Genomic DNA, 17,605 nt, shown 5'->3' with positions numbered 1-17,605 from the left:
GAACCCGCTCCATCATTCGCCATATGCCGAAACGATGAGGCACCCTGGAAACATGGATCACGTACCTGCTTCCGGGCCCGCCGACGCGCCGGCCCCCGCCGCGCGGCTCGCCGCCCTCGCCGCCGCACTGGCGGACGAGACCCGGGCCGCCATCTGCATGACCCTGCTGGAGGGGCGGGCCTGGACCGCGGGGGAACTGGCCCGGACCACCGGGGTCGCCCCCTCCACCGTCAGCGGGCACCTCACCCGGCTCCTGGACGCGGGGATCTGCGTGACGGAGCGGCAGGGGCGGCACAGCTACGTGCGCATCGCCGACGCCGCCACCGCCCGGCTGGTGGACGAGCTGGCCTCGTACGCCGTCCCGGGCCGGGACGCGGCGCACGCCGTGCCGGTGGTCTCCGCGCCCGATCCGCTGGCGCGGGCCCGCACCTGCTACGACCATTTCGCGGGGCGGCTCGGCATGGCGGTGACCGACGCGATGGAACGCCTGGGCCTGCTGCGCACGGAGGCCGTCTTCACGCTGACCGAGAGCGGGCTCGACTGGTGCCGCCGGGCGGAGGTCGATGTGACGGGCGCGGGTCGCAGGCCGCCGGCCAGCTCATGCCTGGACTGGACCGAACGCCGGCGCCATCTGGGCGGTCTGGTCGGGGCGCGGCTGTGCGCGCGGGCCCTGGACGAGGGGTGGGTGGTGCGCCCCGAGGGCGGCGGACGGGGCCTGCTGGTGACGGCTGCGGGCGAGCGGGCCTTCGGGGACCTGCTCGGCCTCGACCCGCGGGCGTGGAGCTGAAGGGCTTTCCAGGGCTCGGGGCCCCTTCCGGAAAGTTGCAGCAGAAATACTTCGGCGGACACCGAAGGATTAGGGGTAGAGTCGGAGCCATGAAGACCCACTCGCGTGCCCTTCCGCCCGGCCTCCTCATCGGCGCCGCCGTCTGCTGCACGGTGTTCGCCTGGGCATCGGCCTTCGTCTCGATCCGCAGCGCCGGAGCCGCCTACTCGCCGGGGGCCCTCGCCCTCGGCAGGCTGCTCGCCGCCTCGCTGGTGCTGGGGGTGATCCTCCTCGTGCGCCGCGAAGGACTGCCCCCGCGGGGCGCCCGCCGCGGCATCCTGCTGTCCGGTCTCGTCTGGTTCGGCGGCTACACGGTCGCGCTGAACTGGGGCGAACGTCTCGTCGACGCGGGCACCGCGTCCCTGCTGGTGAACACCGGTCCGATCCTGATGGCGCTCCTCGCGGCCCGCCTGCTCGGCGAGGCCCTGCCGCCGAGGCTGCTGACGGGCATGGCCGTCTCCTTCGCCGGCGCCGTGGTCGTCGGCCTGTCGATGTCCTCCGGCGGTGACGGCTCGACCTCGGTGCTCGGCGTGGTGCTGTGCCTGCTCGCGGCGGTGGCGTACGCGACGGGCGTCGTCGCGCAGAAGCCCGCGCTCGCCTTCGGGACGCCGCTGCAGATCACCGCGTACAGCTGTTTCGCGGGGACCGTGGCCTGCCTGCCGTTCGCCGGTCAGCTGGTGGCCGAGGTCCCGAAGGCCCCGCTCTCCGCGACCCTGAACATGGTCTACCTGGGCGTGGTCCCGACCGCCCTCGCCTTCACCACCTGGACCTACGCCCTGGCACGGATGCCGGCGGGGAAGCTCGGCGCGACGACGTACGCCGTGCCCGCCATCGTCGTCCTGCTGAGCTGGATCCTCCTGGGCGAGGTCCCGGCCTGGCTGACCCTGCTGGGCGGCCTGCTGTGCCTGACCGGGGTGGCCGTATCCCGCTACCGCCCGCGCACCCGGGAGGGTTCCGGGCTGGGGGCGGACGGACCCCTGCCCGGAGCCTTCGGCGCGCGCGGGCGCTAGCGCACGGCTCCTACGCCACGGGGTGCGGCACCCACACCGTGGCGTGGAACGGGCCGTTGGCGCTGGACGGGTCGGAGGCCGCCGGCGCCGCGCTGCCTGCGACGACGCCGCGGCCGTTGACCTGCGCCGCGTGTGAGTTGAGGCCACCGAGGGACGGCAGGTAGGCGAACGCGCCGTTGTCGGCGCGGGCGACGAACGCGAAGGAGTTGGGAGCGAAATTGTCGCCGACCATGAGGTTCCCGGAGATCTGCCTGACCTCCGTGACACCGCGCCCGGAGCCGATCACGGCACTCGTGTGCGTCGTGAGGTCGAACGAGCTGGCGAGCAGGCCGTCACCGCCGACCACGGTGCTCCCGCTGATCAGTTGCCGGGTCAGGAAGCGGGACCCCAGGTCCGTGCGGACGCCGGTGCGCAGGTCGTAGGCATATCCGGCGAGGCCGTTCCCGGTGGTCCGGGACTGACCGACCACGGTGGAACCGCTGACCGCGTTGGCCGTGCTGGAGTTCCCGCCGAGGGTTCCGAGGTCGGTCATCCTCCCGGTGCGCAGGCTGTACGCGAACCCGTGCGTGAGGGTGGCGGGCGAGCCCGGCAGGGAGGAGCTGCCCACGACGGTCGCACCGCTGACGGCCGCGGCGGCGCTGACGCCCGACGGGCCGGCGAGGCTGCCGAGATCGGTCATCGTCCGGGTGCGCAGGCTGTACGCGAACGCGTGGGTGACCGCGTCGCCGGGCAGTGAGGACGTACCCACGACGGTGTCGCCGCTGAGACCGGTGACGTGGCTGCCGCTGCCGCCGAGCGTGCCGATGTCCACGAGGCGTCGGGTCCGGAGATCGTAGGCGAATCCGTGGGTCGGGCCCCCGGCGGAGAGCTCAGACTGCCCGACGACGTAGTCCCCCTCCGTATCGGTGGCCTCGCTGGAGCCCCCCAGGGTGCCGAGATCGGTCATGGTGCGCCCGCGCAGGTCGTAGGCGAAGGCGTGCTCGGCGGCGTCGCCGCTCGTCCACGAGCTCCCGACGACCGTGTCGCCCTCGATCGCGGTCGCTTTGCTGCGGGTACCGCCCAGGGTGCCGAGGTCGTGCACGGTGTACCGCACGGCGGGCGCCGCCCCTGCCCCCGCCGCCGACCCGGCCGGCGGCGTGTCAGCCGCGTACGCCGGACCGGCGCCCGCCGCGAGCAGGCTCGCGCCCACCAGGATCCAGGCACGTAAGGGTCTGCGCATGATGCCCCCCAAAGTGATCGGTCGAACCGCGGCTTCAACATGTACGGCAGTTCCGATCGGGCAAACAGTGGGCGGTCGGCCACAAACAGGACCGCCCTATCGTCCGCGCAGCCGCCTCGGCCGCCTCGGCCACCTCGCAGACGCAGGCCATGCCGGCCACGTCGGCCTGCGGCGCGAGAGGCGACGTCCGCGTTCGGCCGGAGCCGGCGGGGCCAGAGTGAACGACACCGTGATGCGTGCCCCGCCCAGGGGGCCGCGGCCGATGTGCACCGAGCCGCCCGTCGCGGACGCGGCCCGTCCCGCGATGTCGAGGCCCAGCCCGGTGGAACCGGTGCTGCTCCCGCGGGAGAGGGCCAGCTCCGGTTCCGGGATCCCCGGCCCGCCGTCCTCCACGACCAGCTCCACGGCCTGGGCCGTCCGCACCACCTGGACGCCGAACGGCGTCCCGGGAGCGGTGTGGCGGAAGATGTTGCCGATGAGCGCGTCCACCACGGCGGCGACGTCGTCGTCCGAGAGCGCCACGGCCGTGGGTTCCTGGGTCACGTCCACGGTGCAGCACCGGTTCTGCTGCTCGGCCAGGACCGACCAGAAGGCGGTGCGCCGACGGACCACGTCGGCCGCCTCGCAGCGCGGGCCGGCCGCAGCGCCGGCTCCGGCCGCCCCGGCGGAGTCGTGGCCCGTGGAGGGTTCCGTACCCAGCATGCCCAGGCCCATCGGACCCACGGCGAGCGGGGTGCGGGCCGCGGCGATGATGGCCCGCAGTTCCGCCTCCAGTTCACCGACGGCCGCCTCGACCCTGGCCGATTCGGGGGTGCCCGCCATGCGCTCGGACGCCAGGTGCAGTGCGGTGAGCGGCGTCCGCAGCCGGTGCGAGAGGTCGGCGACGAGCTCGCGCTCGACGGCGAGCAGCTCGGTCATCCGGTGCGCCATCGCGTTGAAGGCGACGCCCGCGTCCCGCAGTTCCCTGGGGCCCACGGGGTCCACCCGGGTGTCCAGATCGCCCTGGCCGAGTGCGCGCGAGGCCTGGGCGAGCTTCTTCGAAGACCTGACGACCTTCGAGCCCAGCCGGTCGGCCACCAGGACGGAACCGCCGATCAGCGCCACCGCGAGGAAGGCCATGACCGCCCACGACTCCTTGACCCCGTGGGTCAGTTCCTCCTCGGGAACGAAGTTCTCGATGACGGCGACGCGGTCGCCGGGGAGCACCACCGGCTGCAGGCAGATCCAGCCGCCCGGTATCTCCTGGGAGATGGACTCCCGCCCCTGCTGGGCCCGTTCGAGCAGCTCGGCGGGGGCCTTGGAGCTGCCGAGCGGGGCGGCGTCCGCCGGCAGGTGGATCACCAGCTGCTGGGCCGGGTCCAGACTCGCGGCGGACTCGCGCAGGGCGGAGGGGTCCGTGGTCAGGGTGAGGATGGGGGCCAGGGCGGCGGCGCGCTGTTCGGCCGCGGTGACGGCCTGTGCCTTGACCAGCGACATCACCAGTGCGCCCAGCGGTATGAGGAAGGAGAGGGCGACCATGGAGGTCACGGCCAGCGCGACCCCGGCCAGCGAACGCCTCAACGGGGTGCCACCAGTTTGATGCCGACCCCGCGCACGGTCAGCAGGTAGCGCGGGGCCGCCGCCCGCTCGCCCAGCTTGCGGCGCAGGGACGACAGGTGGACGTCAACGGTCTGGTCGTCGACGTACGGCTCGCGCCAGACCTCGGTCAGCAGACGGCGTTTGGAGACGACCTGGCCGGGGTGGCGGGCGAGGAAGGCGAGCAGGTCGAACTCCCGCCGGGTGAGGCGCAGCTCCACGCCGGCCAGGTACGCGGTGCGCGCGCCCGGGTCCACCGCGAGTTCACCCACGGTGGTGGGGTGCAGTGCGTCGGCCGTCGGGGCGGCGCGTGCCGCCGGCGCTCCGCGCGTTCCCGGAGCGGGTCCGGTGGCGGGCACGTGGGTGGTGCGCCGCAGGACGGCGGAGAGGCGCGCGACGAGCTGACCGCCGGAGAACGGTTTGACCAGGTAGTCGTCGGCGCCCGCGTTGAGGAGGCTGATGATTTCCCGCTCGTCGTCGCGGGCGGTGGCCACCAGCACGGGTACGGAGGAGATGCCCCGGATCATGCGCAGCGCGTCTCCTCCGTCCAGGTCGGGCAGGCCCAGGTCGAGGACCACCGCGTCGAGGGGAGTCTGGGTGACCTCCCGCAGGGCTCCGAACCCGTCGGCCGAGCTGCGCACGGCATACCCGTGTTCCGTCAGGACCTCGATCAGTGACTGGCGGATGCTGGGGTCGTCTTCCACGACCAGGACGCTGGGCATGGGGGACACCTTAGGGTCGGGTGCTGGGGACACCCCCTAGTGGGGGCCGAACGTCACGCGGGCGCCGGTGACGTGCAGGTGCACCGGGTGGTCGGAGACCGGAATGGTACAGCCGTCCTGCATGCTGCAGCTCGCGTAACCGATCAGGGCCGTCGCGTCCCCGTCCCCGTCGGCGCGTACGGGCAGCGTGGTGGTGACCGGGCCGTCCGGGTAGACGGGCAGCGGGGTTTCGACGCCGGGCACGGTGATCGACCGTACCTCCGCGGTGGCGGTCAGCCTGCCGTCCGCCTTGACGGCCCCGCTGACCGCCATGGCCGTCGGTCGGCCCACCCCCTCGACGCCACCGGGCGGCAGATCGGTGCTGTAGAGGTGGAAACCCTTGCGCTCGGGTGTGAAGACCGCGGAGAGCGTGCCCGCCGATGCGTGCCAGTCGGACACCGTGAGGGTGACCGTGACCCCCTGCTCGGTGAAACTCGTCGTGGGTGCGGGGTGCTGGGTGCCCCCGGCCTGCTGACCGCCGCACGCGGCGAGGGCGGCGGCGGACAGGAGGGCGGCCGAGACCCGGACCGTCCGGGAACGCCGTATGTGCTGCGATGCGTTCATGTGTGTTCCTGTATCTCCTTGTTTCTGTCCGTCTTCAGGGGGGAGCGGGCCGGACGGGCTCTAGAGGGCCGCGGTGGATCCCGCGCTCCACAACTGGAGCGTGTACACGAGGTCGTTCCACACCCCGGTGGCCAGCAGTACGCCGACGAGGACGAGCAGACCTCCACCGGTCCGCAGTACCCACGGGTAGTGGCGTTTGACCAGGCCGAAGGCGTCCAGGGCGCGGCGGAAGGCCAGCGCGGCGACGACGAACGGCAGGCCCAGCCCGAGGCAGTAGGCGGCCATGAGCAGGGCGCCGCGGCCCGCGCTCGCCTCGGTCCAGGCCAGCGCCTGGACGGCGGCCAGCGTCGGGCCGATGCAGGGGGTCCAGCCCACCGCGAAGACCGCTCCCAGCACCGGGGCCCCGGCGAGCCCCAGCGCGGGCCGCCGGTGGCTGCGGAACTCCCGCTGCGCGAAGCCCGGCAGGAACCCCATGAACGACAACCCCATCAGTACGGTGAACCCGCCGATCCCCTGGGTGATCACTTCCTGATGGGCCAGCAGGACGCGGCCGAAGTGGCCGAACAGGGCGCCTCCGGACACCAGGACCGCCGTGAAGCCCAGGACGAACAGCAGGGCTCCCGTCGCCGTGCGACCGCGGTGCCCTTCCCGCGCGTCCGCCAGGTCGGAGACCGACAGGCTGGTGACGTAGCTGAGGTAGCCCGGAACGAGCGGCAGCACGCACGGAGAGAGGAAGGAGACGAGTCCCGCGACGAGCGCCACCGGGGCCGCGATCAGGAGCGTTCCGTTGACGAGGGAGGTGGCGTCCGCCGCGGCCGCGAGCGTCATGACTCCTCCCGCGCCACGTGCGCGAGTACGGGCCGCAGCTGCTCCTCGGTGACGGCGCCCCCGATGCTCGCGGCGATGCGTCCGCGGCGGTCGATCACCAGGGTCGCGGGGACCGCCTGCGGGTTGAGCAGCGCGGGCGGGAAGCGGAGCAGCAGTGCGCCGGTGGGGTCGGGGAGGCTGGGGAAGCTCAGGGCGTGGGCGCGTACGAAGGACCGGGCGGCGGCCGGGTCCCGGTCGCGCGTGTTGATCCCGAGGAACCGGACCCCCTCGCTCCGGGTGCGGCGGCTGAGCCGCTCCAGGTCGTCGGCTTCCGCACGGCACGGCCCGCACCAGGAACCCCAGACGTTGAGGACGACGACCTGGCCCCGGAGCCCGGCGAGGCTGACCGCGTTGCCGTCCAGGTCCTCACCGGCCAGTACGGGCGCGTCGGGCCGGGAGGCCGGGTCCATGACCGAGGTTCCGGCCGCGGCCCCGGCAGCGGTTCCCACGGCGGCGCCCGCCCGCCCGTCCGGTGTCCCGGATCCGCCGCTGTGGGTGGCGATGCCCGCGAGGACGAGGGCGGCCGCCACCGCGAGCCCGGCCCCGGCCGGGACGAGGGCGTACCTGCGGACCCTTCGTCTCATGACGCCCACTGGCGCAGGAAGGAGTTGATGCCCTCCGCGGTCAGGGACGGGTTGCCGGTGACGTGGGTGTCGGTGCGCACGGTGCCCGACGGGGTGACGACGACCAGCACGGGCATCGTGTAGGTGCCGCCGGACGGGCTGTACTTGCGCAGGAGCGCGGAGTTGGCGGAGCTGTTGCCGCCGATGTCGATCTTGACGAGCTGGTAGGACTTCCCGAGGAGGGCGGCCGTCTGGGGCTGGCCGAACACCTTGTCGGCCGCCTTGCAGTTGCCGCACCAGTTCGCCCCGAAGTCGAGCAGCACCATCCGGCCCTCGGACTTGGCCGTGCGCAGCGCCGCGTCGACGAGCTTCTGCGCGTCGGCCGAACTGTCGTACCCGGGCCCCGGTACGGCGGCCGGCTGGGCAGCGGCAGGCGTACGGGAGGACTTGGCCGGCGTACCGGCGGCGCCGGACCCGGCGCCGGCGGGGGACGAGGCGGACCGGGGGGTGGTGGACGCGGAGGCCGAGGCGGACGCGGTCACGGTCGGGGATGCCTCGGGTGAAGCGGTGGCGGACCCGGTGGCGGAGGGCTCCGGGGACGCGGAGGCCGCGGAGGCCGAGGAGGGCGCGGCGGAACCGACGGGCTCGGTGGAAGGGCCGCAGGCGGCGGTCAGCCCCGCCGCGACCACGGCCGCGGCGACCAGCGGCAGCCGTATCCCGCGGGGGGCGCCGGCGCCGGGGGGCTGCGTACGGCGGTCGGCGCGGACGGGTCGGAGCATGCGAGAACTCATGGCGAAGACACCCCAGGACACGGATCGGAATGCGGGAAGGGCGGACGCCCCCCGGTTCGGTGAAACCGGCGGCCCGACGGATGACCGGGGTGGTTCCCCGGTGCCGAAGGCCGCTCGGCTGAGGCGAGCATAGGACCGCTCGGGGCCACCGGAACCGGCTCGGCCGGATCTTGAGGATGCCCTAAGGAACAGCTCAGCTTCCGCTTCGCCGGAGTGCGTTGCGCAGGCGGGGAGTCAGGGCTCAGAGCGAGGATTCGCGGACACTGGCCCTCGCCGAGGGCTCGATCGTGGCCGTCACGACCGACCGGTGGTCGGCGCTGGTGAACGTGACCGTGAGGGTGTCGTCCGCGGTCTGCGACGTGCTGGTCTTGAAGCCGCGGTCCGGGACCGCGGAGATCAGGCACACGCCGCGGCTCCCGTACCGCACGGTGACCTTGCCGCCCTGGGAGGGGACCGTGTACAGGCCGGCCCCGCCCTCCGCGCAGTCCAGGGCACTCTTCGAGGTGTTGGTGCGGGGGGCTCCCGCCGAGGCCTTGGCGGGGGTGGGGGACGCGGCCGAGGGGGACGGCCGCTGCGAGGGCGAGGGGGAGGGGCTCGCGGACGCGCTCGGGGAGGCCGTACTCGGCGCCGGAGTGCCCGCCTGCCATGCGGGCGGCGTCTCGATGACCGTCGGGGCGGAGCGTGCGACCGGGGGCGTGTGCCGGGTCGAGCCGACCACGAACTGGACCGTGGCGAGCACGGCGGTCACGCTGGCGGCCGTGCACGACAGCCATATGAGCAGGTACCGGGGGAGTCGGGGCACGGCCCCATAGTGACGGACGCGCCGAGCGGCCCGTCACCGGCTCCCCCCTTCCACGGAAGCGGGGGTTCCGCAGGGACCGGTACGGAGGCCCGGGCCGGCGAACGCCGACGTCCTCCGGACCCGTGGACGGGTGCGGAGGACATGGGGGCGGGTGCGGAGGACGTGGGGGCGCGGCGCCGGCGCCGGGCCGGGGCTGTGCGGGCCGGCTACTTGGAGGCGCCGAAGTCCTGCGTCCACCACGGGCCGCCGTCGCCCTTGTGCACGCCTATGCCGATCTCCTTGAAGGCGCAGTTGAGGATGTTGGCCCGGTGGCCGGAGCTGTTCATCCACGCGTCCATCACCGCGTCGGCGTCGGCCTGGCCGCGGGCTATGTTCTCGCCCAGGCGGGACCACGAGTACCCGGCGGCCTCCACCCGGCTGGTCATGGTGGACCCGTCGGGTCCGGTGTGCGACATGACACCGCTGCGGGCCATGGTGTCGCTGTAGGCCCGGGCGGCCGCGCTCAGCTTGCCGTTCGAGGTCAGGGGGCCGCATCCGGCGGCGGCCCGCTCCTTGTTGACCAGGGCGAGGACGGCGGACTCGCTGTTCGCGTCGACGGTGCCGGAGCCGCCCGACCCGCCCGATCCACCGGAACCACCCGACCCGCCGGATCCGCTGCCCGTGGTCGTGGGCTTGCGCGCGGGCTTGTCGGACTGGCCGGACGCCGACTTGGCCGCGACGCTGCTCTCCGCCGCCGAGGGCTGCGCGGGAGCGGCGGAAGCGGAGGCGTCGGCCCCGGGCGTACCGGACGGGCTCGGGCTCGTCGTGGCCGGGGCCTCGCCGGTGGGGGAGACAGGGGCGGGAGCCGCCGCTGCGGCATCGGCGCTCGCCGACCCGGACGCGGGTCCGGCAGCGCCGTCGGTGTGCCCGCCCCCGCGGGCGGCGCCGTCGGAGTCGGCCACCGCGACGCCGACCGCCACCGCCGCGGCGGCTGCCGTGACGGACAGGACGATGCGCGTGCGCACCGTCCTGCTCCGTCGTGCTTCGGCGCGGGACGGACGTCCGGGAGTACGGCTGCGGCTCATGCCGGTAACACCTCATCAGGCAGGGAAGGAGGGGAGTCCGTCCGAGCCTAGGCCGGTGATCAGCGAAAAGGGCGATCCGGAGGGGTTCTTCAACTTCCCTTAAGGAAGCCCGCAGGATCGGCAAAGGGCCGAAGTGGGCCATCGCCCTGCCCGGACCGGGATCCAGGGCTCTTATGATCTTCTTAGGGGTGCTTCGTACAGTCCCCGCCCATGACAACCCGACGACTGTCCGCCGTGCTCGGCGTACTCCTGGCCACGGCCCTCGCACACACCACGCTCGCGCCGGCGGCCGCGGCGGCTCCCGCCGGCCCGGGGCACGCGGCCCCGGCCCCGGCCCAGTACCTCTACTCATCGATCGGGGACTTCGACACCGAGGTCAAGCCCCTGCTCGACCGGCCCGACATCGCCGGGGCGCAAGTGGTCGTGCCCTGGAAGGCGATGGAACCGCAGAAGGGCCGGTACGACTTCTCCGCGATCGAGGAGGCCCTCACCGCCGTGCGGGCACGCCACAAGAACCTGTTCGTCCAGGTACAGGACCGCTTCTTCAGCGCTCCCACACGGCTCCCGAACTACCTGCTCACGGACCCGGCGTACGCCGGTGGCGCCGCGGCGACCACGAACGAGAGCGGCCTGGGCCCCGGCGAACCCGGGGCCGTCGCCGCCCAGTGGGTACCCGAGGTGCGCCGGCGCTTCCAGAGCCTGCTCAAGGCACTGGCCGACCGGTTCGACGGACGGCTGGCGGGCGTGAACCTTCCGGAGACCGCCACCCAGGTCGATCAGGGCAAGGACCGCACCGGCTACACCGACGAGGCGTACTTCCGGGCCGAACTCGACAACATGGCCTTCGGTGCCCGGGTGTTCAAGCGCACGCGGTTCATCCAGTACGTGAACTTCTGGCCCGGCGAGTGGAACAACGACCACGGCTACATGGAGCGGACCTTCGAGTTCGCCAAGGCCCACGGAGTGGGCCTCGGAGGCCCCGACGTCCTGCCGAACCGGCAGGCGCAGATGGAGAACTCCTACCCGTTCTTCGAGCGGTACCGCGGGCAGCTGCCGATGGTCGCGATGGCGGTGCAGGAACCGGACTTCGCGTACACCAACCCCTCGACCGGCAAGCCCTACACCAAGGAGGAGTTCGTCGACTTCGGCGGCCGGCGCCTGGGCGCGGACGTGATGTTCTGGGCGACGAGCGCACCCTGGCTCCACCGGCCCTCGTCCTGACGCACCACGCTTCACGCTGCCGGCAGCGCTCGCACGACCCGGACCTGACACGGTTCTCCGGGACTTGACCAGGTCTGCGGGCGCACCCGGACGGCCGGCCCACCGCTGACTACTGTGCCCGAGTCGCACGCCATCCACGTGCGGTTTCGGGGGGTCGAGCAAGCCACCCCTGTCGATCCATCCCGTCCACGGACAGTCACAGGGAGCAGACGTGAACCGCAGGAAGTTGTCCATGTTCGCCGCACTCGTCGTCACGGGCGCGACCGCGCTGACCGGCTGCAACAAGGGCGGCGGTGCCGCCGTCGTCGGCAGCGACGGAAAGGCGGTCTACAAGATCGGTTTCCAGGGTCCGCTCACCGGCGAGAGCTCCGCGATCGGCGTGAACATGGAGAACGGCGTCAAACTGGCCGTCAAGCAGGCCAACGCCCGCGGCGATCTGCCCTTCCACGTCGAGTACGCCGCGTCCGACGACGCCGGCTCCCCTGACCAGTCCCCGGCCGCGGCGCAGAAGCTCATCGACGACGAGAGCGTCCTCGGTCTCGTGGGCCCCGCCTTCTCCGGCGCGGCCAAGGCCTCGGGCCGGCTGTACTCGGAGGCCGGGCTGGTCTCCGTGTCCCACGCCAGCAACCCGAGCCTTCCCGAGCTCGGCTTCCGCTCCTTCGTGCGTTCCGTGCCGAACGACAACGCCCAGGGCGGCGCCATGGTCACGTACTTCACCAAGCGGCTCCAGACCAAGAAGGTCTACGTGGTCGACGACAAGAGCGAGTACGGCGTCGGTCTTTCCAAGGTCGCCGAGAAGCAGCTCAAGGAAGCCGGCGTCGAGGTCGTCAAGGCCAGCGTCCCGTCGAAGACCCCCGACTACACCGCGGCCGCCACCGCCGTGAAGCACTCCGGCGCCGACGCGCTGATCTACAACGGGCTCTACTCGGACGCCGCTCCGTTCGCCAAGAAGCTCAAGGACGTCGGCTTCGACAAGCCGAAGATCGCCAGCGACGGGACGTACGACAAGAAGTTCACCGAGCTGGCCGGCGACGCGGCCGAGGGCTGGCTGCTGACCTGCCAGTGCCTGGACGCCAACGTCGACCCGGGCACCAAGCAGTTCGCCGAGGACTACAAGACGGAGTACAAGGCCGCGCCCGGCCTCTACGCCGCCGAGTCCTACGACGCCACCAACCTCATCATCGAGCAGATCAAGGCGCTCGGCGGCGGCGATGGCGGCGACGTGCGGCGCGAGGCCGTCCTGGAGAAGGTGAAGAAGGCCGATTACAAGGGCCTCACCCGGCAGTTCTCGTTCAAGGAGAACGGCGAGTTCGCCGGCAACGGCATCTACCTCAGCGAGGTCAAGGGCGGCCGGATCACCCTCAAGGGAGACGTCGACACACTGGTGAGCGCGGGCTGACCGGCGATGACACTCCTGGAATTCCGCGACTACCTGGTCCCGGGCCTCGCGCTCGGCGCGCTGTACTCCGTGATCGCCATCGGCTACACCCTGGTCTACGGCGTGCTCAAGCTGATCAACTTCGCACACAGCGAGGTGTTCATGCTGGGCGGCTTCGGAGCGCTGATCGTGCTCACCGAGGTCGCCCCCGGCCACCCCTCCGGGCTGGTCTCCGTCCTGCTCGTCCTCCTCGGCCTGGCGGTCTCCGGCCTGGTCGGGGCGGGCACCGCCTTCGGCCTGGAGAAGGTCGCCTACCGGCCGCTGCGCAAGCGCAACGCGCCTGCGCTGATCTTCCTGATCAGCGCCATCGGCGCCTCGTTCTTCCTCTACAACCTCACGGGCAAGCTCTTCGGGCGCGATCCCAAGGCCATGCCCGCGCTCTTCGACAACGGCGTGCTCTTCCATGTCCTCGGAGCACCCGTCGACATCGTCAAGCTGCTGCTGATCGTCGCCGCGCTGGCGATGATCGTCGGCCTCGACCTGCTGGTGCGCCGTACCAAGCTGGGCTCCGCCATCCGGGCCGTCGCCCAGGACCCCGAGGCCGCCGGCCTGATGGGCGTCGACATCGACCGGATCGTCTCCCGTACGTTCGTGATCGGCGGGGTCCTCGGCGGAATCGCCGGCTTCCTCTTCGGACTCAACAGCCAGGTCTCGTTCACCATGGGCTTCATCCCCGGCATCACCGCCTTCGCCGCGGCCGTTCTCGGCGGCATCGGCAACATCCGCGGTGCCATGCTGGGCGGAATGCTCCTCGGCCTGGTCGAGACCTACAACGTTCCGCTGTTCGGCGAGGAATGGCGCTACGTCGCCGCCTTCGCGGTCCTCGTCGTCGTGCTGATGTTCCGCCCGACCGGCATCCTCGGCGCGAAGCTGGGGAGGACGGCATGAGCATGCTGAGCGATACCAGGACGGCGGCACCCACCGGGTCCACGGCACCCGCCGCACCCACCGCGTCCACGGAGCCCACCGCGTACAGCGCGTCCACCGCGTCCTTCCGCCCCACCCGCCCCTCGGCCGAGGCCTTGGCCGCCCTGCGCCGGGCCCCCTGGTACCGGCGTCCGCGCTGGCGCAGGCTGTGCGCCCTCACCGCCGTCGGCGTCCTGCTGGCCGTGATGACGGGGGAGCAGGGATCCGGAGCCGACCTGCTGTTCTCGCTGCGTACGACCTTCACCGGACCCGCGCTGTGGGCCTGGACCGGCGCGGCCGCGGCCCTGTGGGCGGTAGCCGAGTTCGGCGCCGCCCCGCGCCGCGCCGTGGCCTGCGGCGCCAGGGCCGTCGCCGCTCCGCTGACCAGGATCCGCCCGGCGCTCGACGGCCGTCCCCGGCTGCGCGTGGCGTTGGTGGTGGCCGGGCTCGCCGCGGCCGTGTTCCTGCCGCTGCTGTTCGACCGGTCGACCAACCAGGTACTGGTCGACTGGGTCGGCATCTACATCCTGCTCGCCCTCGGACTCAACGTCGTCATCGGCTGGGCCGGTCTGCTCGACCTCGGCTTCGTTGCCTTCTTCGCGATCGGCAGCTACAGCACCGCCTTCTGGAGCGGACAACTGCCCGTCAAGCCGCCGTTCGAGCTGAACCCGTTCCTGTCCATCCCGGTCGCGATGCTCACGTGCCTGCTCGCGGGCATCCTGCTCGGCGCCCCCACCCTGCGCCTGCGCGGCGACTACCTCGCCATCGTCACCCTCGGCTTCCACGAGATCATCTACCTCTTCGCCAAGAACGCCGAATCGGTGACGGGCGGCTCGCTCGGAGTCTTCGGCATCCCGCACTTCTCCGTGGACATCGGCCCCGTGCACTACCGCTGGGGCCTGGACCCGCTGGACTACCTGTGGCTGCTCATCGGCCTGATCACGGGCCTGGTGCTGGTCTTCCGCAAGCTGGTGCGCTCCAAGATCGGACGCACCTGGGAGGCAATCCGCGAGGACGAGGTCGCCGCGGCCGCGCACGGCGTGGACACGGTGAAGTACAAGCTGATGGCCTTCGCCATCGGCGCCTCCACCTCCGGGGTCGCCGGCGCCGTCTACGCCAGCAAGGTCGGGTTCATCAACCCCGAGAACTTCCCGCTGCTGTACTCGGTGCTGGTCCTCGCCTACGTGATCTTCGGCGGGATGGGCTCCATCCCCGGCGTCCTGCTGGGAGCCGCACTGCTGGCCTATCTGCCGCACGGCCTCAAGGACGTGGTGGACCAGAAGGACCGGTTCATGTACCTGGGCGCCCTCCTGGTGGTCATGATGATCTACCGCCCGCAGGGACTCCTGCCCGCCAGGCGCCGCAGGCGCACCGTCCGTACGCGGGAGGAATCATGACGACCACCACACTCGCGGCGCGCCCGGGCCCGGCACCCGCCCCGGCCCGCTCCGCCCCGGCCCCCGTCCTCCAGGTGTCGGGAGTGACCCTGCGCTTCGGCGGCCTGGTCTCCCTCTGCGACGTGGACCTCACGGTGTGCCGGGGCGAGATCCACGCCGTGATCGGCCCCAACGGCGCCGGCAAGACCTCGTTGTTCAACTCCCTCACCGGCGCGTACGCACCGCAGGAGGGCCGCGTACTCCTGCGCACCGACGGCGGTACGGAGCACAGCCTGCTCGGCCGCAAGCCCCACCACATCAACCGGCTCGGCGTGGCCCGCACCTTCCAGAACATCCGCCTCTTCGCCGCCCTGACCGCGCTGGAGAACGTCAAGGTCGCCGCGGAGAGCGCCACCCGCTCCGGACCGCTGGGCATCGTGCTGGGCCTGCCGCGGGCGAAGGCGGAGGAACGCGCCGCCGAGGCCAGGGCCCAGGAACTGCTCGCGCTGGTGGGCCTCGACGGGCGGTCCGAGGAGCGGGCCGACTCCCTCTCGTACGGGGACCAGCGGCGGCTGGAGATCGCCAGGGCACTGGCCACCGGCCCCCGGCTGCTCCTCCTGGACGAGCCTGCGGCGGGCACCAACCCGACCGAGAAGCGGGAACTGGCCGCGCTGATCCGCCGTATCAACCGTGAACTCGACATCAGCGTGCTGCTGATCGAACACGACATGCCGCTGGTGACCTCGGTGGCCGACCGGGTGACCGTGCTCAACTTCGGCAGGGTCATCGCCTCCGGTCCTCCCTCCGAGGTACAGCGCGACCCGGCGGTCGTGGAGGCCTACCTCGGAACCTCCGAGACCGACTCCCGGCAAGGAGAGCCCCGATGACCACGCCGACGCACCTCCCGCACAGGACCGCCGCCACGCCCCGGCCCCCGGCGCCGACGATCCTGGAACTCGCCGATCTCCACGTGTCGTACGGCGCGATCAGCGCGCTGCGGGGCGTCGACATGGTCGTCCGCGAGGGCGAGGTGGTCGCCCTGCTCGGCGCCAACGGCGCGGGCAAGACGACCACCCTGCGCACCATCTCGGGCCTGCACCAGCCCACTTCGGGACAGGTGCGGTTCTGCGGGGAGCGCGTCGACGGCATTGCCTCCCACGCGGTCGTGGGCCTCGGCATCGGCCATTCGCCGGAGGGCCGCAGGGTCTTCGCCGACATGACCGTCCTGGAGAACCTCCACATGGGCGCCTACCGCTTCAAGCGGCTGCGGCAGGAGGACCTGGACCGGGTCTTCGCCCTCTTCCCCCGCCTCGCGGAGCGGCGCACCCAGCAGGCCGGCACCCTCTCCGGCGGCGAGCAGCAGATGCTCGCCATGGGACGCGCCCTGATGGGCCGCCCCGAACTCCTGCTCCTCGACGAGCCGTCGATGGGCCTGGCGCCGCTGATCGTGGCGCAGATCTTCGAGATCATCAAGGAGATCAACACCCAGGGCACCACGGTGCTGCTGGTCGAACAGAACGCCGCCCAGGCCCTGAGGATCGCCGACCGCGGCTACGTCCTGGAAACGGGCCGGATCACCCTGCACGCCCCGGCCCACGAGCTTCTGGACGACCCCCGCATCCGCGCCGCCTACCTCGGCGAGGCCACCGGCTGACCCGCGCCCGGACGGCCGCGCGTCTGACCGCGCTTCAGCCGCCGGCCGGGTCCGGGCCCCGCAGCGCGCTGGTGAGCGGTGCCAGGACGCGCCATCCCGTCGCTTCGTACAGGGCGCGGCCCTCCGGGGTCGCGCCCAACACGCATGCCGCGGCTCCCTGCTCCCTGCCGGCCTCCATGAGCTCGTGCATCACCAGGCGCCCCAGGCCGCGACGCTGGTGGGCCGCGTCGGTCTCCACCTGGTCGACGACTGCGGTGTGGCCGGTGACGGCGATCTGGCCGCGCGCGGCGAAGGCTCCGTCGGCGCTGCGCCGCACCAGGGCGCGGGTGACGCCGCCACGTGTCCAGGTGGTCATCTCGTAGCCCTCGGGGACGCGGCCCGGGCCCCGGGCGGGGGTGGCGGGCAGAGCGGCGGACATCAGGAAGCCGGGACCGCCGGCGAGGTGCCAGCCGGGGGCGAGCCAGGGTTCGAGCGTCTCCGGTGCCACGAAGGCCTTCAACCAGACGCCCGGTGCGGTGGCCCGCCGGGTGAGCTCGCGGACGATCGCCTCGTCGGCGGAGTGCAGGACGTGGCGCATGACGTGTCCGTGCAGGCCGACGTCGATCGTGAAACCCCAACCGTAGGGCACGGGTTCGGCTGCGCCGCGCGAGGCGGACCAGCCGTGGACCCATGCCCGGACGGCCTCGGTCGTATGCGCGAAAGGCAAGTCTCCCCCTTGCAGGTAACGGGTGAACTGCTCCATGGATTATTACATCAGCGCCTCGCGGAATGGTGGATCCTTCTGGCCGGTCGTGCGTGGTTTCCGGCCGTTCGCCGCCGCCGATCATGACCGGTTCGCTCGGTTGCCCACCCCCCGACGCCCCTGCGCCGCGGGCTCGGTACCGGACGGCCGGCGCGGGCGGAGCCGCCGGCGTGCGGGGCTCCCCGTGGGGGACCGCTCTCGACGACCCGCCTGGCCTGCGACGCGG

The 17,605-nt window shown here is 72.5% G+C and carries 18 protein-coding genes; 8 read left to right on the top strand and 10 right to left on the bottom strand.

From position 1 onward, the window contains the following. Positions 1-52: 52 nt before the first annotated feature. Positions 53-787: an ArsR/SmtB family transcription factor gene (locus CP980_RS01405; RefSeq protein ID WP_132753225.1), complete on the top strand. Its 735-nt coding sequence runs from the start codon at positions 53-55 to the stop codon at positions 785-787. Between the two features lie 89 nt (positions 788-876). Continuing rightward, the gene (locus tag CP980_RS01400) at positions 877-1,836 is read left to right on the top strand and encodes a DMT family transporter (RefSeq protein WP_150492343.1); all 960 of its coding nucleotides are present in this window, start codon (positions 877-879) and stop codon (positions 1,834-1,836) included. Between the two features lie 10 nt (positions 1,837-1,846). On the opposite strand, the gene CP980_RS01395 is transcribed toward CP980_RS01400, so the two are convergent. The 9 genes from CP980_RS01395 to CP980_RS01350 all read right to left on the bottom strand — a co-directional run bounded on the left by CP980_RS01395 (position 1,847) and on the right by CP980_RS01350 (position 9,982). After that, complete coding sequence (locus tag CP980_RS01395; RefSeq protein WP_150492342.1) at positions 1,847-3,055, bottom strand: hypothetical protein; 1,209 nt, start codon at positions 3,053-3,055, stop codon at positions 1,847-1,849. 96 nt (positions 3,056-3,151) lie between these two features. Next, a complete protein-coding gene (locus CP980_RS01390; protein ID WP_150492341.1) occupies positions 3,152-4,615 on the bottom strand; it encodes a HAMP domain-containing sensor histidine kinase in 1,464 nt (487 codons plus the stop codon). Then, positions 4,612-5,352, bottom strand: a complete 741-nt coding sequence (locus tag CP980_RS01385) for a response regulator transcription factor (RefSeq protein WP_150492340.1) — start codon at positions 5,350-5,352, stop codon at positions 4,612-4,614. The genes CP980_RS01390 and CP980_RS01385 overlap by 4 nt, the downstream gene beginning before the upstream one ends. Positions 5,353-5,388: 36 nt before the next feature. Further along, a complete protein-coding gene (locus CP980_RS01380; protein ID WP_150492339.1) occupies positions 5,389-5,955 on the bottom strand; it encodes a hypothetical protein in 567 nt (188 codons plus the stop codon). A gap of 60 nt (positions 5,956-6,015) precedes the next feature. Then, on the bottom strand, positions 6,016-6,783 hold the full coding sequence (locus CP980_RS01375; RefSeq protein WP_150492338.1) for a cytochrome c biogenesis CcdA family protein: 768 nt from the start codon (positions 6,781-6,783) through the stop codon (positions 6,016-6,018). Beyond that, the gene (locus CP980_RS01370) at positions 6,780-7,406 is read right to left on the bottom strand and encodes a TlpA disulfide reductase family protein (protein ID WP_132753213.1); all 627 of its coding nucleotides are present in this window, start codon (positions 7,404-7,406) and stop codon (positions 6,780-6,782) included. The genes CP980_RS01375 and CP980_RS01370 overlap by 4 nt, the downstream gene beginning before the upstream one ends. Further along, positions 7,403-8,164 (bottom strand): thioredoxin family protein, encoded by a 762-nt coding sequence (locus tag CP980_RS01365; RefSeq protein ID WP_165937183.1) that lies wholly within the window; start codon positions 8,162-8,164, stop codon positions 7,403-7,405. The genes CP980_RS01370 and CP980_RS01365 overlap by 4 nt, the downstream gene beginning before the upstream one ends. A gap of 253 nt (positions 8,165-8,417) precedes the next feature. Beyond that, positions 8,418-8,978 carry a hypothetical protein gene (locus CP980_RS35715; RefSeq protein WP_229907289.1) on the bottom strand — a complete coding sequence of 187 codons (561 nt, stop codon included), beginning with the start codon at positions 8,976-8,978 and terminating at the stop codon, positions 8,418-8,420. A gap of 206 nt (positions 8,979-9,184) precedes the next feature. Next, positions 9,185-9,982, bottom strand: coding sequence for a CAP domain-containing protein (locus tag CP980_RS01350; RefSeq protein WP_308439404.1), 798 nt, complete (start codon positions 9,980-9,982; stop codon positions 9,185-9,187). Positions 9,983-10,252: 270 nt separating this feature from the next. Here CP980_RS01350 and CP980_RS01345 point away from each other — a divergent pair, with 270 nt between their 5' ends. From CP980_RS01345 to CP980_RS01320, 6 genes are all read left to right on the top strand, one after another. Further along, the gene (locus CP980_RS01345; RefSeq protein ID WP_229907288.1) at positions 10,253-11,263 is read left to right on the top strand and encodes a hypothetical protein; all 1,011 of its coding nucleotides are present in this window, start codon (positions 10,253-10,255) and stop codon (positions 11,261-11,263) included. Positions 11,264-11,474: 211 nt separating this feature from the next. Continuing rightward, positions 11,475-12,662, top strand: coding sequence for a branched-chain amino acid ABC transporter substrate-binding protein (locus CP980_RS01340; RefSeq protein WP_229907287.1), 1,188 nt, complete (start codon positions 11,475-11,477; stop codon positions 12,660-12,662). A gap of 6 nt (positions 12,663-12,668) precedes the next feature. Next, on the top strand, positions 12,669-13,589 hold the full coding sequence (locus tag CP980_RS01335) for a branched-chain amino acid ABC transporter permease (protein WP_132753207.1): 921 nt from the start codon (positions 12,669-12,671) through the stop codon (positions 13,587-13,589). Continuing rightward, the gene (locus tag CP980_RS01330) at positions 13,586-15,004 is read left to right on the top strand and encodes a branched-chain amino acid ABC transporter permease (protein ID WP_229907286.1); all 1,419 of its coding nucleotides are present in this window, start codon (positions 13,586-13,588) and stop codon (positions 15,002-15,004) included. The genes CP980_RS01335 and CP980_RS01330 overlap by 4 nt, the downstream gene beginning before the upstream one ends. After that, positions 15,001-15,870, top strand: a complete 870-nt coding sequence (locus CP980_RS01325) for an ABC transporter ATP-binding protein (RefSeq protein WP_132753205.1) — start codon at positions 15,001-15,003, stop codon at positions 15,868-15,870. The genes CP980_RS01330 and CP980_RS01325 overlap by 4 nt, the downstream gene beginning before the upstream one ends. Then, a complete protein-coding gene (locus tag CP980_RS01320) occupies positions 15,867-16,637 on the top strand; it encodes an ABC transporter ATP-binding protein (protein WP_150492336.1) in 771 nt (256 codons plus the stop codon). The genes CP980_RS01325 and CP980_RS01320 overlap by 4 nt, the downstream gene beginning before the upstream one ends. Before the next feature lie 34 nt (positions 16,638-16,671). On the opposite strand, the gene CP980_RS01315 is transcribed toward CP980_RS01320, so the two are convergent. Next, positions 16,672-17,343 (bottom strand): GNAT family N-acetyltransferase, encoded by a 672-nt coding sequence (locus CP980_RS01315; RefSeq protein ID WP_132753201.1) that lies wholly within the window; start codon positions 17,341-17,343, stop codon positions 16,672-16,674. Positions 17,344-17,605: the final 262 nt, after the last annotated feature.

Source organism: Streptomyces vinaceus (assembly GCF_008704935.1).
GTDB classification, from domain to species: Bacteria; Actinomycetota; Actinomycetes; order Streptomycetales; family Streptomycetaceae; genus Streptomyces; species Streptomyces vinaceus.
The sequence above is the reverse complement of the archived record's forward strand: the minus strand, read 5'-3'. Positions and strand labels throughout refer to the sequence as shown.

What these genes read in the sequence shown, in the direction of transcription:
- CP980_RS01405 (WP_132753225.1), top strand. Translation starts at nt 53, where the DNA reads ATGGATCACGTACCTGCTTCCGGGCCCGCCGACGCGCCGGCCCCCGCC.
- CP980_RS01400 (WP_150492343.1), top strand. Translation starts at nt 877, where the DNA reads ATGAAGACCCACTCGCGTGCCCTTCCGCCCGGCCTCCTCATCGGCGCC.
- CP980_RS01395 (WP_150492342.1), bottom strand. Translation starts at nt 3,055, where the DNA reads ATGCGCAGACCCTTACGTGCCTGGATCCTGGTGGGCGCGAGCCTGCTC.
- CP980_RS01385 (WP_150492340.1), bottom strand. Translation starts at nt 5,352, where the DNA reads ATGCCCAGCGTCCTGGTCGTGGAAGACGACCCCAGCATCCGCCAGTCA.
- CP980_RS01380 (WP_150492339.1), bottom strand. Translation starts at nt 5,955, where the DNA reads ATGAACGCATCGCAGCACATACGGCGTTCCCGGACGGTCCGGGTCTCG.
- CP980_RS01375 (WP_150492338.1), bottom strand. Translation starts at nt 6,783, where the DNA reads ATGACGCTCGCGGCCGCGGCGGACGCCACCTCCCTCGTCAACGGAACG.
- CP980_RS01370 (WP_132753213.1), bottom strand. Translation starts at nt 7,406, where the DNA reads ATGAGACGAAGGGTCCGCAGGTACGCCCTCGTCCCGGCCGGGGCCGGG.
- CP980_RS01365 (WP_165937183.1), bottom strand. Translation starts at nt 8,164, where the DNA reads ATGCTCCGACCCGTCCGCGCCGACCGCCGTACGCAGCCCCCCGGCGCC.
- CP980_RS01345 (WP_229907288.1), top strand. Translation starts at nt 10,253, where the DNA reads ATGACAACCCGACGACTGTCCGCCGTGCTCGGCGTACTCCTGGCCACG.
- CP980_RS01335 (WP_132753207.1), top strand. Translation starts at nt 12,669, where the DNA reads ATGACACTCCTGGAATTCCGCGACTACCTGGTCCCGGGCCTCGCGCTC.
- CP980_RS01330 (WP_229907286.1), top strand. Translation starts at nt 13,586, where the DNA reads ATGAGCATGCTGAGCGATACCAGGACGGCGGCACCCACCGGGTCCACG.
- CP980_RS01325 (WP_132753205.1), top strand. Translation starts at nt 15,001, where the DNA reads ATGACGACCACCACACTCGCGGCGCGCCCGGGCCCGGCACCCGCCCCG.
- CP980_RS01320 (WP_150492336.1), top strand. Translation starts at nt 15,867, where the DNA reads ATGACCACGCCGACGCACCTCCCGCACAGGACCGCCGCCACGCCCCGG.